We start from the raw sequence: 14,418 nt of genomic DNA, 5'->3' as shown, positions 1-14,418 counted from the left end.
TTATTGTTGTAGTCTCAAAATACCATATTCAAAGTATGTCAGATTCTTGTATTCTTCATCAACACCAAGATTGAGCATATTTTGGTTTTCATAAAATCGTTCCGCAGTCTGTAGTGAATGCAGTCCAATTCTCCCACCATAACCTAATTCTACACTTCTCAATCTTGCATATCTTAATAATGCAGTACCAACACCTTTGTATCGTGGTGGACGTTGGATTTCTTTACGATTCCAAGGTGCAGAGGTAATGTACTGGATATATACTAATTTTTGTCCCATTGCCAAACGTGAACCATGTAATTGGGTTTCTATCATCATTAACCCTTGAGTACAATCTTCACACTCAAGCGCATAACCTTCTTCGTTGTCTTGTTTGCTAATATATCCCAGTCTAAATAACCAATCCCAAAACTTATCTTCTGCTTGAACAACCCGCAATTGTTCGCGCCATAATTTTTCATAATCATCAATGTGCTTTTTAGACAGTTCAACAATATTAGCGTTAACAGGTGAATTGTCTATACCTCTATTTAGCTGAATAAACCTAAAACCTTGATATATCAAAGGTTAGAGGCTGATAAACACAGAAATTAGTGCAAGGGTTTTGAAGGGTATACCGGAAAAAGTGTGCATTTTTTGGGATTTCAAGAGATGGCAAAGAAATTTTCAAATCTCCTCCTGACTCCTGACTCCTATGCCCTCACGGAAAGACTTTCTCAGCAACCCCTATTTAGTGGTTATATGTTGCTAACACGGGATAAAGCTAAGAAAGATGATTAAAGATAATCAACAATAGTAAATAACCTCTACTCAATCAACCCAGGTAGGGGTTTTTCTTTGGGAAAGTTTTTTTAGTTTAGAATTGAAATAGCAGTAAGCAGAAATATTAGCTAAAACCAAAATAACTGTTTTTCATGAAGCACAAAATATAACATGGAAGAACTACTCGAACTCAGACAACTTCTAGAACAGGGTAAAATTCCTGAAGCATTAATATTAGTGGATGAATTAGAAGAAATGAGCCTCAGTGATAAAATCAATAAAATTGATAGTTATGGTGTAATTCTTCTCATCCATTTAATTAAACAAAAAGCTGAAAAACGTTCTACCCGTTCTTGGGAAATATCTATAGAAAATGCAATACGGGAAATCAATAAAATCAATAAACGCCGCAAATCTGGAGGTTATTACTTAAATCAAACGGAATTAATGGAAATTCTCCAACAAGGATATCAAGTAGCACTCAAAAGAGCAGCTTTAGAAGCATTTGGAGGATGTTATGAAACAGAAGAATTAGCAGCTATGGTACAAGAATCAGAAATATTAACTGATGCTTTGGAGTTAATTCAAAAATAGATACCTGGTGGTAAATAATGTAGAGACGTTTCATGAAACGTCTCTACACCTTCTACGCTGTCACTTCTTCCTTCACGGTTTGCTGTAATGCAGCATACAACCTATTCAGGGCATTCACATAAGCCTGAGCCGATGCCACAATTATATCTGTACTGGCTGCATGACCGGAAAATACACGGGATTCATAACGTAAACGAATTGTTACCTCTCCCAGAGCATCAATTCCCCCGGTTACAGATTGCACAGAAAACTCAATTAAATCATTAGGTACATTCACTACCCGATTGATGGCTTTATAAACAGCATCCACTGGACCAGTACCGATTGCCGCATCGGTTAATTCCTGTCCGTCAGGTGTCCGCAGGGTAACAGTTGCGGTGGGTTTGGCGTTGCTACCACAGGAAACTTGCACCAATTCGATTTTAAATAAGTCCGGTGCTTGTTTAATTTCGTCGTTAACGATCGCCTCTAAATCCCAATCAGAAATTTCTTTCTTTTTGTCCGCTACTTCTTTAAACCGAATAAAGGCTTTATTTAAGTCATTCTCTGACAACTCAAATCCCAATTCTTTTAAACGAGTACGAAACGCATTTCTACCTGAGTGTTTACCCAATACTATTTGATTATCTGTCAACCCAATCAATTGGGCATCCATAATCTCATAAGTGAGTTTATTTTTCAACACTCCATCTTGATGAATCCCAGATTCGTGTGCGAAAGCATTAGCACCCACAATAGCTTTATTCGGTTGTACCAGCATTCCTGTCAAGCTGGAAACCAAGCGGGAGGTTTTATAAATTTGCTTGGTGTCAATATTAGTTAATGATTCTTCAGAATCAGCAGGTCTACCAAAGAAGGAGTTAAAATATTGCCGTCTGACGTGCAAGGCCATGACTAATTCTTCTAAAGCAGCGTTCCCGGCTCTTTCCCCAATACCATTGATGGTACATTCTAGCTGTCTTGCGCCGTTTTTCACAGCTTCCAGGAAGTTGGCCACAGCTAAACCCAAATCATTATGGCCGTGGACGGAAATAACCGCCTGATCAATGTTGGGGACGTTTTCTTTGATACCTTTAATCAAAGCGCCAAATTCGCTGGGGGTGGTGTAACCTACGGTGTCGGGAATGTTAACAGTTGTTGCACCAGCAGCGATCGCCCTTTCCAAAACTTGATACAAAAATTCTGGATCGGATCTACCAGCATCTTCAGGGGAAAATTCTACATCATCGGTGAAGCTTTTAGCATAAGCTACCATTTCCTCAGCGATCGCAATTACTTCTGGTCTGGTTTTCTTTAACTTATATTGCAGGTGAATATCAGAAGTAGCAATAAATGTATGAATCCTCCCCTTAGCTGCTGGTTTGATCGCTTCCGCTGCGGCTTTGATATCATCGTGTCTAGCTCTAGCTAAACTACATATCACTGGACCATCTTCTAAACCCACAGTCTGGGCGATTTTGCTCACTGCTTCAAAATCACCCGGACTCGCAAAGGCAAAACCAGCTTCAATTACATCTACACCTAAACGGGCTAATTGTTTGGCAATAATTAGCTTTTCGTCTATGTTTAAGGTCGCTCCTGGACACTGTTCTCCATCTCGCAGTGTCGTATCAAAGATGATAATTCTGTCTGCTTGACTGCTCATTGGTTTTGGGTTTTGGTTGGTTGAGTTGTGACTGTGGGCTTAAAATACCTTGAACTTTATTAAAAAGAATAAAGGAGTCAGAATAGAGAATTTAGAATAAATTATATACGACTAGCTTATTTATAAGTGGGTTGAAGATACCTAGCAAATCTATGATTTGGTAGTTCTAACTTTTGGTGATGCTTCGCCTCAATAATTTCTTCTCACTCCTGGTTATAGACTCCTTCTTCAGTTTTTAACTTTTGCTTTGTAAATAATTATTAATTTTACTAAGCTTCGGTCTTTTCTATTTGGTCTCTAATATCGTTCAAGTCTATATATCTATCCGTAGCATTACGCAATTCTCTAGCTATCATTCCTTCTGTCGATACCACTGTAATATGCGTATTCTTGGAACGTAGTAGCTCGATCGCTCTTTCAAAATCTCCATCTCCACTGAATAAAACTACTCGGTCGTACTGGTCAACGGTATTGAACATATCAACAACAATTTCAATATCTAAATTAGCTTTTTGTGAATAACGGCCAGAGACATCATCATAATATTCTTTGAGAATTTTAGTCCGTACTGTATATCCCAAACTAATGAGTGCATCTCGAAAGCCACGTTGGTCTTGTGGGTCTTTTAAGCCGGTGTACCAAAAAGCATTGATTAATGTTGTCTCAGGTTGTTCGTTCTTAAAATATTCTAACACTCGTCGCGGGTCAAAAAACCAGCCATTTTTTTGTTGAGCATAGAACATATTGTTTCCGTCTACGAAAATAGACAGACGATTCATTGGCAAAACCATAGAAATTTACACCTAAATAATAGATAAGAATGTAAGATTGAACAATAGATTATAGCAATTCTTAATTGACAAGCTCGCTAATATCTATAATGGTAGTTATCATGTATAGCTTTTATCTTACCTCTGGCAAAGCATAAAATTGCCTGAAACATTGCTCGCACATTAAATTTGAGTCCTGGGAACTGAACCTGTTTCACCTCCGATTCTTGCAAATACAGCCTGTAATCAAAATCTACCAATAAAAATGACCCAGTAATGGCATTTTGATCTGTATATCAGTCAAGTTTACTCCTAAAGAGGTATGGTATGGGGCTTTAGTTAGGATTTAGACAGATGTCCATTTATAGATTTTTTCATCAACATCAGGGTTTTTTACTGGTAAGTATAAATGATGACTTACGCAAAACAGAACGAAAGCAGGGGTAATTCATGAATTACCCCTACGCAAGAATCAGGTTTTTAGTCCAATCTTGCTTAAGTCCTATAAATATTACTTTTGATGGGAATTACTTTTGATGGGAAAAATCTCCTTGAATATTATCTGTCATTGTATAAACTCTGTCAAGCAAATTTAGAATTTTTACTGATAGGCAGATAGAATTTTTCTCTAATGCTTCCCCTTTGATTTAGTGAAATTTATGGATAGGATATAATCTCAGCGTAACCGATTGCAAAGGTGCAACAATCATTGATGGGAATTGGGAATTTAGTCAAACACCAGGCTAGAATGTATTTGTATAATGCATGCGTAGTGGCAAATGCACCAATGCCAGTTTGGTATTAATTTAAGCATATTAGTAAAAAGTAGTGTATGTATTTTCAGTTGTTAAGAGCCTGGAGAGAAAATTTTTGCATTTATAATCATTTTCCCCTTCTTCACTCTCATAAGTAACCTGTCAACTGTCACCTAGTGCTTATTTCAGTAGCTTTTGCCAAATAATTTGCTGTTATTTTGCCAAGGGATACAAAAAATGTCCCAATTTTTGCCAAGATAATAAATAATATTATTTTGCAAAAGTTCACTTGGCAAAAATCAGCATGAGTGAAAAAACCATAGAAAATTACGGGAAAAGTTTTCTCGTTCTCATTTTGCCGATATCGTTTTTGATTGTTTTCGTCGTCAATACTTGGAGGTTTTTGCTGATAGGCTTGTTGCTGCTGATGGTTTTCAACCTTTGGCATCAATACAGATGGGAAAAGTGGGGTGAGCAAGTTAACCCTCTTTTTTATCAGTTGATTCGGGAAAACCAGGGAAAGATCACACCTGTTGATTTAGCTCTCAAAGGTAATTTTTCTGGGAATCAGGCAAAACGCTACTTGGAGGGTAAAGCAAAGGAATTTGGCGCTAGTGTAGTGGACTCAGAAAGTGAGAGTCCTTCCTACTACTTTATAACTGCCAGTATTTTGGGTGACATATTTGATAGTAGTGAATCAGTGGAAAAACTTCCTCCTCGGTCTGTGACGAAAGAGGCGCGATCGCTCTTGGCTCCACCTCCTCCCATTCCACAGGAAGAAGAACAGCAAAAGCAAGAGCAGGAAGAATTACAACCAGAATTATTACCTGAAGCCACAGATGTAGCAACTCATCAGGAGGTACAAAAACCTCTGGAAGAACAGTTAGTTTTTGGTTCTCTGATTCAATCTGAACTAGCCAAGCGGTTGGGTGTTTATTCCAGTACAGTTTATAAACGAAGGAATGACCCAGATTTTCCTGAATGGAGTCGCAGCCGTGATCCAGATGGTATTGCTTGGTCTTATTCTCGTAAGTCTAGGGAGTTTTTCCCTTTGGAAAATTAGGGACTGGGGACTGGTGACTGGTGACTGGTGATTGGTGACTGGTGACTGGTGACTGGTGACTGGGAGGATGAATAACCCAATTACCTATCACCTATTCCCTATTCCCTATTCCCTATTCCCACTGCTTCACTGATGGAATTTAAGCCGTTTTCTTCTAGTTTGGTTAACAAACCGGCAAGAGTGCGGCGCACCATCATTGGTCCTTCATAAATCAAACCTGTATAAACTTGGATGAGACTAGCACCTGCTGTAATTTTTTCCCAAGCATCCTCAGCTGTGAAAATGCCACCAACGCCAATGATGGGTATCTGTCCTTGGGTTTTTTGATAAATAAACCGTATGACTTCCGTAGAACGTTGGCGTAATGGCGCTCCGCTAATGCCTCCGGCTTCTTCTTGAGGTGTTTTACCGGTTTTTTCAATGATTTGGGTTTTTAGTCCCTCACGGCTGATGGTGGTGTTGGTGGCAATTATTCCCGCTAGTTTATAGGTTTTGGCGAGATCAATAATGTCAGCGATGGCTTCCCATTCTAAATCCGGTGCTATCTTGACAAATAAGGGTTTTTGTGCCATGTTTTCTGTTTGCAGAACCTCCAAAATTTGACTGAGCATTGCTGCATCTTGGAGCGATCGCAATCCTGGTGTATTAGGAGAAGAAACATTAACCACAAAATAATCACCTAGATTTTTCAGCAAGCGAAAGCTTTCTAAATAATCTGCTGCTGCCGTTTCCAATGGTGTAATTTTAGACTTACCCAAATTTATGCCTATGGGTATTAACCGAGATTGTTGCGGATCAAGCATTTTTAATCTCATTGCCATTGCAGCAGCACCAGCATTATTAAAACCCATTCGGTTGAGGGCTGCTTGATCTAAAGTTAAGCGAAACAAACGGGGAGGAGGATTGCCTGGTTGTGCATGATAAGTAACAGTACCCAATTCAGCACAACCAAAACCAAAACTAGACCAAAAATTAGCACCTACTCCATCTTTATCAAATCCCGCAGCCAAACCTAATGGGTTAGGAAAATTTAACCCGAATAGATTTTGTTCTAGCCGTGTATCATAGAGGCACAAAGACTTTTGTAGCAGAGAGTTCAACCATCTAGCACACTGATGATAGCTGGCTTCTGACAGCAAATTCAAACTACTAATTGCCTGTTGGTGTAACCACTCTGGATCTGCTTTTACCAGAGTAAATAAAAAAGGACGAATTACTGCTTTATAAATATCCAATCTGAGTTAATATCTACCAATTATTACAACAACTATGATCAGATGCCAAATCCAGGATTAATCTGAATTTTTTTCAGGCATCTTCAATAATATTAACCCAAGTTGCTAGTTAAGAATAGCAGTTAGGAGTCAGGAGAAAGAATGAATTATGATGGTGTTCCCTGCTTTTTTGCTATCTACTTATCCTTGTTACTTCGATTTGAGAGCCTTTCTTGCATCATTAGCAACTTACGTTAGTATATGGTGACAGGTGACATTAGAGACAGGAACTGGGGACCATTGACTGGGTAATCAATTTTATTTTTCCCAATCAACTATCAACTATGAATTATCACCAGTCTAAAATCTAAAATCTAAAATCAACATGGGACGTACTCGTTCTAAATCTGACCTGCCTGAAAAAATCTGTCCAGTATGTCAACGTCCCTTCACTTGGCGAAAAAAATGGCAAGATTGTTGGGATGAAGTTAAATATTGCTCAGAACGTTGTCGTCGTCGCCGTTCTCAGGCTAAAGACGATAAATAATTGACAATTGACAATTGATAACTGATAACTAATAACTGTTAAAACTACACAGAAACAAATAAATGACTTTACAAGTACAACCTAAATTAATTATTCATGGTGGGGCTGGTAGTTCTCTCCAAGGAAAGGGAGGATTGGCATCTGTCAGGCGATCGCTGCATACTGTAATACACGAAGTATACTCACTATTGATCACAGGCGCAACTGCTTCTGATGCTGTAGTCCGGGGTTGTCAAATGTTGGAAGATGACCCCCGCTTTAATGCAGGTACTGGTTCTGTATTACAATCTGATGGTCAAATCCGCATGAGTGCTTCTCTGATGGATGGTACATCAGGGCGGTTTAGTGGTGTAATTAATGTTGCACGGGTAAAAAACCCGATTGAAATGGCGCTATTTCTGCAAAATTCCCCAGATCGGGTATTGTCTGATTACGGTTCCTCTGAGTTAGCACGAGAGTTACAAATTCCCACCTATAATGCTTTAACTGATTTGCGTCTTAACGAGTGGATGCAAGAACGGGAAGATAACTTTAAAAGGACAATGGCTGGAGTTGTCGCTGAACCGGAAATGGCAGAAATGTCTAATGCAGGACGGGGTACAATTGGTGTAGTCGCCTTAGATGGCTATGGTCAATTAGCCGCTGGTACTTCCACAGGTGGTAAAGGCTTTGAGCGCATTGGGCGAGTCAGTGATTCTGCTATGCCAGCAGGTAATTATGCTACTCAATATGCAGGAGTAAGTTGTACTGGTATTGGGGAAGATATCATTGATGAGTGTTTAGCCGCTAAAATTGTCATCCGGGTTAGTGATGGAATGTCTTTAAAAGAGGCGATGTTGCGCTCATTTACCGAAGCTAGTAAAAATGAACGGGATTTGGGTGCGATCGCTCTTGATGCTACTGGGGCAATATCCTATGGTAAAACCAGTGAAGTTTTACTGGCTGCCTATCATAACGGTGATACCATTGGCGATACATTAGAATGGAATGATGGCGAATTGATTGGTTATTGCTAAGTATTAAAGTAGCCATTCATTCATGAAACGCCCAATACAAGAGGGTTTTACTTCTGACTCCTGACTCCTTTACGGGCGAAGCATTCAGGTGATCAATTCTCGATTTTTCCCCAATATTTTTGTCCGAATGCTTCGCCCCTACTGACTCCTGCTATAGTGGTGGATCTAAATCCACTACTAACTTAGCTCCTGCTTCCTGCTACAGATAATCAACAGGATCTTGTAAACCCAACTGTGCAAAAGCAGCTAACCGCAACCGACAAGAATCACAAACCCCACAAGCTTGATCACCACCAGCATAACAAGACCAAGTTAACTCCCAAGGTACATCTAACTGATTACCAAGTTGGATAATTTCCGTTTTTTTCAAATTAATTAGCGGTGCAATAATATCAATAGGTTGTCCTTCCCGACCTTGTTTAGTTCCCAAACGGAACACTTCTTGCATCGCTTGGATATAATCAGGACGACAATCAGGATAACCAGAGTAATCTAAAACATTAACACCAATGTATACACGTTGTGCGCCGATAGTCTCAGCATAACCCAAAGCAAAACTTAAAAAGATAGTATTCCGGGCAGGAACATAAGTGACAGGAATACTTTGTGACATTTCATCCAGGGAACGTGCTTGAGGGAGAGCGATCGCCTCATCCGTCAAAGCAGAACCACCCCATAAGCGTAAATCAAAATTAACTATCTGATGTTGAACAACCCCTACAGACTGCGCTACAAACATAGCTGATTGTAACTCTCGGCGGTGTCGCTGCTGGTAATCAAAAGAAATGGCGTAACATTCACAACCATCAGCCCTAGCTTGATAGAGAACCGTAGAAGAATCCAATCCGCCAGACAATAGAATTACAGCTTTCATCATGCAAAAAAAATCTCAAAAAATCCCTAACATCAATCTCACCCAAAAGGTGAGACAATCAACAAAATGCAACAAACAAAAAATTAAATTCAAAATGCAAATCAAAATGCAAATCAAAATGCAAAAAACAATTTACAGTATCGTTGGCAAAATTTTTACAGACAACCTTGCAGCCAATTACAGTCACTGATAATTTTACGGAAATTAGAATGTCATAAATTTATCCAGCAGCGAAGGAAGTAGTTATCTGAGTTATTAATTACCTAACTGCCATCCGAAAGCTACCACGTAAGTATTTTTGAGATGGTCAGTCAATAAAAAAACACATATTCTTTTGTGTCAATTATAAACCATAGGAAAATTAATAACTAACGATCCAAAAGTTAGCAAGATAGTGGGAACTGAACATAAACTTTGAAATTCTTCATAAATAGAACCACTATGTTACCATCTGGATGGTTTTAGACGGATCACACTTGGCAGTTCAGTATAAATGCCAACGACCGTAGCGTTTTTAAATTTGGTGGTTGAGGAGAAAATAATAGTGCAAAATAGCATATCAGTGGCAGAACCAAATCTATATTCACAGCGCAACCAGCCACGTGCAATCCGCATAGGCGTGATTGGGGTGGGTAACATGGGACAACATCACACCCGCGTACTCAGTTCAATGAAAGATGTTGAACTGATAGGCGTTTCTGATATCAACGTTGAACGAGGCTTAGAAACTGCCAGCAAATACAAAGTCCGTTTTTTTGAAGATTACTGTGATCTGCTACCCCATGTAGATGCAGTGTGTATTGCTGTACCCACTCGCTTACATTATGCCGTAGGCATCAACTGTTTGTTAGCAGGAATTCATGTTTTGATTGAAAAGCCAATTGCTGCCAGTATTTCCGAAGCAGAATCACTCGTCAACGCAGCCGCTGAGTCTCAATGTATTTTGCAGGTAGGACACATTGAGCGTTTTAATCCAGCCTTTAGAGAACTGAGTCAAGTCCTGAAAACAGAGGAAGTCTTGGCCTTAGAAGCGCATCGGATGAGTCCTTATTCAGCCAGGGCGAATGATGTTTCAGTCGTGCTGGATTTAATGATCCATGACATTGACCTACTTTTAGAATTAGCTGGTTCACCCGTAGTCAAATTAACAGCGAATGGCACTCGTTCCCTAGACTCTGGTTATTTAGATTATGTGACTGCCACATTAGGCTTTGCCAATGGCATTGTCGCCACTCTCACCGCCAGTAAAGTCACTCACCGTAAAATTCGCCGCATCGTCGCCCATTGCAAAAATTCATTTACTGAAGCCGATTTCCTCAAAAATGAAATTTTGATTCATCGCCAAAATACTAATCCGCATAACGACCATCGGCAGGTTCTGTATAGGCAAGATGGTTTGATAGAAAAAGTCTATACTAGTAACGTTCAACCTTTAAGCGCAGAGTTAGAGCATTTTGTTAACTGTGTACATGGAGGTAATCAGCCTTCTGTGGGTGGTGAACAAGCCCTTAAAGCTCTGAGATTAGCCAGTTTAATTGAGCAAATGGCTGTAGAAGAGCGGGATTGGAACCCATTAGAATGGGAATCCGGATCGATAGTACAATCATTAACGCCAACTGTCTAGAATAGGTGACTGGGGACTGGGGACTGGGGACTGGGGACTGGGGACTGGGGACTGGGGACTGGGGACTGGGTAATCAATTTGATGTTTCCCAATTAACTATCAATTATCAGCTATCAACTATCAACTCTTCCCCAATCACCAATCACCAATCACCAATCACCAGTATGCTCGAATGGATAACCAAGACCATTAGCTCTTTGGGATATTTAGGAATCACCCTGCTGATGTTCCTAGAAAACCTTTTTCCCCCCATACCTTCTGAATTGATTATGCCATTGGCAGGATTTACGTCCGGTCCATATCAACCAGGAGGAGCAAAGCTGAATATAATAGGTGTGTTTTTATCAGGACTTTTGGGTTCTGTCGCGGGCGCACTGATCTGGTAATATCCTGGTAAGTTTTTGGGGGAACGACGCTTAAAACAATTAGCTAACAAGTACGGTAGATGGTTGACTATATCTAGCGAAGATATTGATAGGGCTAAAGGATGGTTTAACAGACATGGGGGAAAAGCAGTATTAATTGGTCGTATTGTACCAGGAATTCGTACTTTGATTTCTGTTCCCGCAGGTATGAGCAATATGCCCTTGTTGCCTTTCTTATTTTACACAACTTTGGGTAGTGCTGCCTGGGTGGCTTTGCTCACATATTCCAGATACTGGTTAGGAATCCAGTATGAACTTGTGCAGAAATACCTTGCCCCTGTATCTAAAATTGTCCTGGGAGGTCTATTGGTAGTATTCTTACTTTGGGTACTCAAGCGCCAAAGTCGAGAAACTCGCAGATGAATATAGTTCAGTTTTCAATATATGGCTGCTGTAGAGAGGTTTCGGCGGCTAGTAACGGAAATATCTCCACTTTCCACTGGCTATATGTGAAAATTTTGCCTGTACAATAAATCCAAAATAATGTTACATTTCCAATCGCCTACAATAAATTTTGCCGTATTTCTAGCTACACTTGACCCATCTGAAAATTTTTTTGATCTTGTATTTTTGTAAGATGGGCATGATAACTTTTTACAGTTACGTCACCACATAGGAGCTTTCATGACAGACCAACCACCCGTAGCTAATCCGATGAACGCTGCTGCTATACCCATGAATCGAGTAGCATCAGCCCCTATAAACAACAATGTTAATAAGCCAGCCTCAATTTCGGGTAAAAACATTCTCAGCGTTGATTTAGGTAGAACATCTACCAAAACTTGTGTCAGCCGCGAACCTGGCAATGTTGCCTTCATCCCTGCCAATGTCAAGCAAATGTCAATTGAACAAATACGTGGTGGGGTGTTTGAATCTAAGGCAACCGATCCTTTAATGGATTTGTGGATGGAATATCAAGGCAAGGGCTATGCTGTAGGGCAGTTAGCAGCAGACTTTGGTGCAGGTTTAGGAGTTGGACAATCTAAGGTAGAAGATGCACTGGTCAAAGTATTGGCAGCTGCTGGCTACTTTAAACTCAAAGACGAAATTTCCGTTGTCTTAGGTCTGCCTTTCCTGTCCTTGGAACAGTTTGAAAAGGAAAAAACCGCTTTAATCAGCCAAGTAACAGGTCCCCATGTCTTCAACTTCCGTGGGGAATCTTTGTCGTTAAATATAACTAAAGTTTGGGTGATGCCAGAAGGTTACGGCAGTCTGCTGTGGTCTGAAGCTCAACCTAATAAAACCCCCTCATCCCCTGATTTTACCAAAATATCAGTGGGAATTGTCGATATTGGACATCAAACCATTGATTGTATCATGGTGGATAATTTCCGCTTTGCTAGAGGTCTTTCTCAAAGTGAAGACTTTGGCATGAGCAAGTTTTATGAACTGGTAGCTAATGAAATAGAAGGGGCTGATAGTCAATCTCTAGCACTGATTTCTGCGGTTAATAAGCCCAAAGGTGAGCGTTTTTATCGTCCTAAAGGTGCAAGCAAACCCACTAACCTAGATGATTTTCTGCCGAACCTCACAGAGCAGTTTTCACGCGAAATTTGCAATCGTGTGCTGGCTTGGTTACCAGAACGTGTTACAGATGTAATTATCACTGGTGGTGGTGGTGAGTTCTTCTGGGAAGATGTACAACGTCTGCTCAAAGAAGCTAAGATTAATGCCCATCTGGCTGCACCCTCCCGCCAAGCTAACGCTTTAGGTCAATATCTTTACGGAGAGGCGCAATTGTCTGCTTCTGCTGTTCGCGCTGCTAGGTAATAAAACTGATGTTCCAATGGTCAAAAAAGGTAGTTAAATCCGTCACTTTCAATCCAGAAATTGGTGATGAGAGCTTGTTAGCACAGGTAGAAAGTTACTTGGAGGCGCAACCAGAAAAGACTTTCAGTGACCTCTGTAAAGAGGCTCTTTGGCAAGCTTTATGTGTACCGGACTCTGTACGACCTTCTCCGAATACAGCAGCACTACCGATGGAACAACAACTCGGTGAGTTGCAACGTCAGATAGCTGGACTTGAGGAACGTTTTTTTGCTAAGGAATCCAATCGTTTGCAGGTGATGGAAAGCCAGATATTACAACTTAGTCAACAAGTTGCACAATTGGCAATCATGGTCAATCAAGCAGCATCTTTTCAACCCGCAAATTCATCTATAGCAACGGTAGAAGTAGTTAATGAAACTGCTTCTACTCCCGATCCTACTCCCCAAGAGGTCGACCCTGTAATCAGTCGCCTGAGTTCTTTGGTTGATGATTTCTAAGGAAAAAGCCAGTTAGCAATTGATAATTGATAATTGATAATTGACAATTGTTTCACTCAAGGCTTTCGCCGTGAGCGTCAGCCGAACGGTTTAAAACCTCCCCTTTCAAAGGGAAAAAAAGAAAAAAATTCCGCTTTTTTGCTCCTCTCCCTTCAAGGGAGAGGTAGTTCTCAATTGTTCATTGTTAATTGTCCATTCATTATTGAATAAGCGTTTTTACAAGATAGATCGGGAAGTGTGAGAAGTTTACTAGTGACACCCAGAATTTTTTCGGATTTTCTGGGTGTAATCTTTTTTAGGAGGCAGGAGGCAGGAGAAAGATAAATAGGGTTTGCTGAAAAAGTTATCTGTGAAAGCTAGGTGACAGGTTACAGGTGCTACGCCACGGTGACAGTTTTAAGAGTTGGATAGGAACGATTTTTTCTTTAAGTAGGAATTAAGTGCAAGGTTTTTCAGTTGCCACCTCATAAAAGCTGGCACTTTTTGAAAGCACTTCGACTTACTTCGACTTACTTCGACTGCGCCCTTCGACGCTGCCCTTCGACACCGCCCTTCGACACCGCCCTTCGACACCGCTCAGGACAGGCTCAGGACAGGCTCAGGACAGGCTCAGTACAAGTCGCTCAGTACAAGTCAAAATAGCTAAAACCCTTTACCTGTAAAGTTTTCGGATTTATATGGCTAACGCCACGCTATGCTATCAGCAAACCCTAAATATTCCCTGTTTCCCCAGTTACCAGTCACCAGTCACCAGTCACCAGTCACCAGTCACCAGTCACCAGTCACCAGTCACCAGTCACCAGTCACCAGTCACCAGTCACCAGTCACCAGTCACCAGTCACCAGTCACCAGTCACCAGTCA

General features: G+C 40.5%; 13 protein-coding genes and 1 pseudogene. 9 read left to right on the top strand and 5 right to left on the bottom strand.

The features are described from left to right. Positions 1 to 564, bottom strand: coding sequence for a GNAT family N-acetyltransferase (locus H6F45_RS14095; protein ID WP_199291215.1), 564 nt, complete (start codon positions 562 to 564; stop codon positions 1 to 3). An 87-nt stretch (positions 565 to 651) separates the two neighbouring features. On the opposite strand from H6F45_RS14095, the gene H6F45_RS27035 reads away from it, so the two are divergent. After that, a complete protein-coding gene (locus tag H6F45_RS27035) occupies positions 652 to 780 on the top strand; it encodes a hypothetical protein (protein ID WP_268932425.1) in 129 nt (42 codons plus the stop codon). Between the two features lie 153 nt (positions 781 to 933). Then, positions 934 to 1,356: a DUF29 family protein gene (locus H6F45_RS14090; RefSeq protein WP_137667338.1), complete on the top strand. Its 423-nt coding sequence runs from the start codon at positions 934 to 936 to the stop codon at positions 1,354 to 1,356. 52 nt (positions 1,357 to 1,408) lie between these two features. Here H6F45_RS14090 and H6F45_RS14085 read toward each other — a convergent pair whose 3' ends face one another. Together H6F45_RS14085 and H6F45_RS14080 are read right to left on the bottom strand one after the other, a co-directional pair. Further along, positions 1,409 to 3,001: a 2-isopropylmalate synthase gene (locus tag H6F45_RS14085; protein ID WP_137667337.1), complete on the bottom strand. Its 1,593-nt coding sequence runs from the start codon at positions 2,999 to 3,001 to the stop codon at positions 1,409 to 1,411. Positions 3,002 to 3,270: 269 nt separating this feature from the next. Further along, entirely contained in the window at positions 3,271 to 3,792 is a 522-nt protein-coding gene (locus H6F45_RS14080; protein ID WP_096572205.1) for an NYN domain-containing protein, read from the bottom strand. 1,038 nt (positions 3,793 to 4,830) lie between these two features. Between H6F45_RS14080 and H6F45_RS14075 the strand changes: the two genes are divergently transcribed. Next, on the top strand, positions 4,831 to 5,589 hold the full coding sequence (locus H6F45_RS14075) for a hypothetical protein (protein ID WP_190347470.1): 759 nt from the start codon (positions 4,831 to 4,833) through the stop codon (positions 5,587 to 5,589). A 98-nt stretch (positions 5,590 to 5,687) separates the two neighbouring features. Here H6F45_RS14075 and H6F45_RS14070 read toward each other — a convergent pair whose 3' ends face one another. Continuing rightward, positions 5,688 to 6,824, bottom strand: coding sequence for a quinone-dependent dihydroorotate dehydrogenase (locus H6F45_RS14070; protein WP_096572207.1), 1,137 nt, complete (start codon positions 6,822 to 6,824; stop codon positions 5,688 to 5,690). A gap of 364 nt (positions 6,825 to 7,188) precedes the next feature. On the opposite strand from H6F45_RS14070, the gene H6F45_RS14065 reads away from it, so the two are divergent. Both H6F45_RS14065 and H6F45_RS14060 read left to right on the top strand, forming a co-directional pair. Next, positions 7,189 to 7,350 (top strand): DUF2256 domain-containing protein, encoded by a 162-nt coding sequence (locus H6F45_RS14065; RefSeq protein ID WP_096572208.1) that lies wholly within the window; start codon positions 7,189 to 7,191, stop codon positions 7,348 to 7,350. 62 nt (positions 7,351 to 7,412) lie between these two features. Further along, positions 7,413 to 8,366 (top strand): isoaspartyl peptidase/L-asparaginase, encoded by a 954-nt coding sequence (locus H6F45_RS14060; protein WP_190347469.1) that lies wholly within the window; start codon positions 7,413 to 7,415, stop codon positions 8,364 to 8,366. Positions 8,367 to 8,565: 199 nt separating this feature from the next. Here H6F45_RS14060 and queC read toward each other — a convergent pair whose 3' ends face one another. Beyond that, positions 8,566 to 9,240, bottom strand: a complete 675-nt coding sequence (gene queC, locus H6F45_RS14055; RefSeq protein ID WP_190347501.1) for a 7-cyano-7-deazaguanine synthase QueC — start codon at positions 9,238 to 9,240, stop codon at positions 8,566 to 8,568. A gap of 544 nt (positions 9,241 to 9,784) precedes the next feature. Here queC and H6F45_RS14050 point away from each other — a divergent pair. From H6F45_RS14050 to H6F45_RS14035, 4 genes and pseudogenes are all read left to right on the top strand, one after another. Beyond that, positions 9,785 to 10,864: a Gfo/Idh/MocA family oxidoreductase gene (locus H6F45_RS14050; RefSeq protein ID WP_096572875.1), complete on the top strand. Its 1,080-nt coding sequence runs from the start codon at positions 9,785 to 9,787 to the stop codon at positions 10,862 to 10,864. A gap of 164 nt (positions 10,865 to 11,028) precedes the next feature. Then, positions 11,029 to 11,652 (top strand): annotated as a pseudogene (locus tag H6F45_RS14045) (DedA family protein). Positions 11,653 to 11,913: 261 nt separating this feature from the next. Then, positions 11,914 to 13,059, top strand: coding sequence for a ParM/StbA family protein (locus tag H6F45_RS14040; RefSeq protein ID WP_096572210.1), 1,146 nt, complete (start codon positions 11,914 to 11,916; stop codon positions 13,057 to 13,059). An 8-nt stretch (positions 13,060 to 13,067) separates the two neighbouring features. Then, positions 13,068 to 13,556 carry a plasmid segregation centromere-binding protein ParR gene (locus H6F45_RS14035; protein ID WP_096572211.1) on the top strand — a complete coding sequence of 163 codons (489 nt, stop codon included), beginning with the start codon at positions 13,068 to 13,070 and terminating at the stop codon, positions 13,554 to 13,556. Positions 13,557 to 14,418: the final 862 nt, after the last annotated feature.

The sequence above is a fragment of the Sphaerospermopsis sp. FACHB-1194 genome (assembly GCF_014696235.1).
GTDB classification, from domain to species: domain Bacteria; phylum Cyanobacteriota; class Cyanobacteriia; order Cyanobacteriales; family Nostocaceae; genus Sphaerospermopsis; species Sphaerospermopsis kisseleviana.
Note: the sequence above shows the minus strand (reverse complement) of the source record. Positions and strands in the feature narration are given on the sequence as shown.

Bases quoted from the DNA above. Each gene is read 5' to 3' on its own strand.
- H6F45_RS27035 (WP_268932425.1), top strand. From the start codon at position 652: ATGGCAAAGAAATTTTCAAATCTCCTCCTGACTCCTGACTCCTATGCC.
- H6F45_RS14090 (WP_137667338.1), top strand. From the start codon at position 934: ATGGAAGAACTACTCGAACTCAGACAACTTCTAGAACAGGGTAAAATT.
- H6F45_RS14085 (WP_137667337.1), bottom strand. From the start codon at position 3,001: ATGAGCAGTCAAGCAGACAGAATTATCATCTTTGATACGACACTGCGA.
- H6F45_RS14080 (WP_096572205.1), bottom strand. From the start codon at position 3,792: ATGGTTTTGCCAATGAATCGTCTGTCTATTTTCGTAGACGGAAACAAT.
- H6F45_RS14075 (WP_190347470.1), top strand. From the start codon at position 4,831: ATGAGTGAAAAAACCATAGAAAATTACGGGAAAAGTTTTCTCGTTCTC.
- H6F45_RS14065 (WP_096572208.1), top strand. From the start codon at position 7,189: ATGGGACGTACTCGTTCTAAATCTGACCTGCCTGAAAAAATCTGTCCA.
- H6F45_RS14060 (WP_190347469.1), top strand. From the start codon at position 7,413: ATGACTTTACAAGTACAACCTAAATTAATTATTCATGGTGGGGCTGGT.
- queC (WP_190347501.1), bottom strand. From the start codon at position 9,240: ATGAAAGCTGTAATTCTATTGTCTGGCGGATTGGATTCTTCTACGGTT.
- H6F45_RS14040 (WP_096572210.1), top strand. From the start codon at position 11,914: ATGACAGACCAACCACCCGTAGCTAATCCGATGAACGCTGCTGCTATA.
- H6F45_RS14035 (WP_096572211.1), top strand. From the start codon at position 13,068: ATGTTCCAATGGTCAAAAAAGGTAGTTAAATCCGTCACTTTCAATCCA.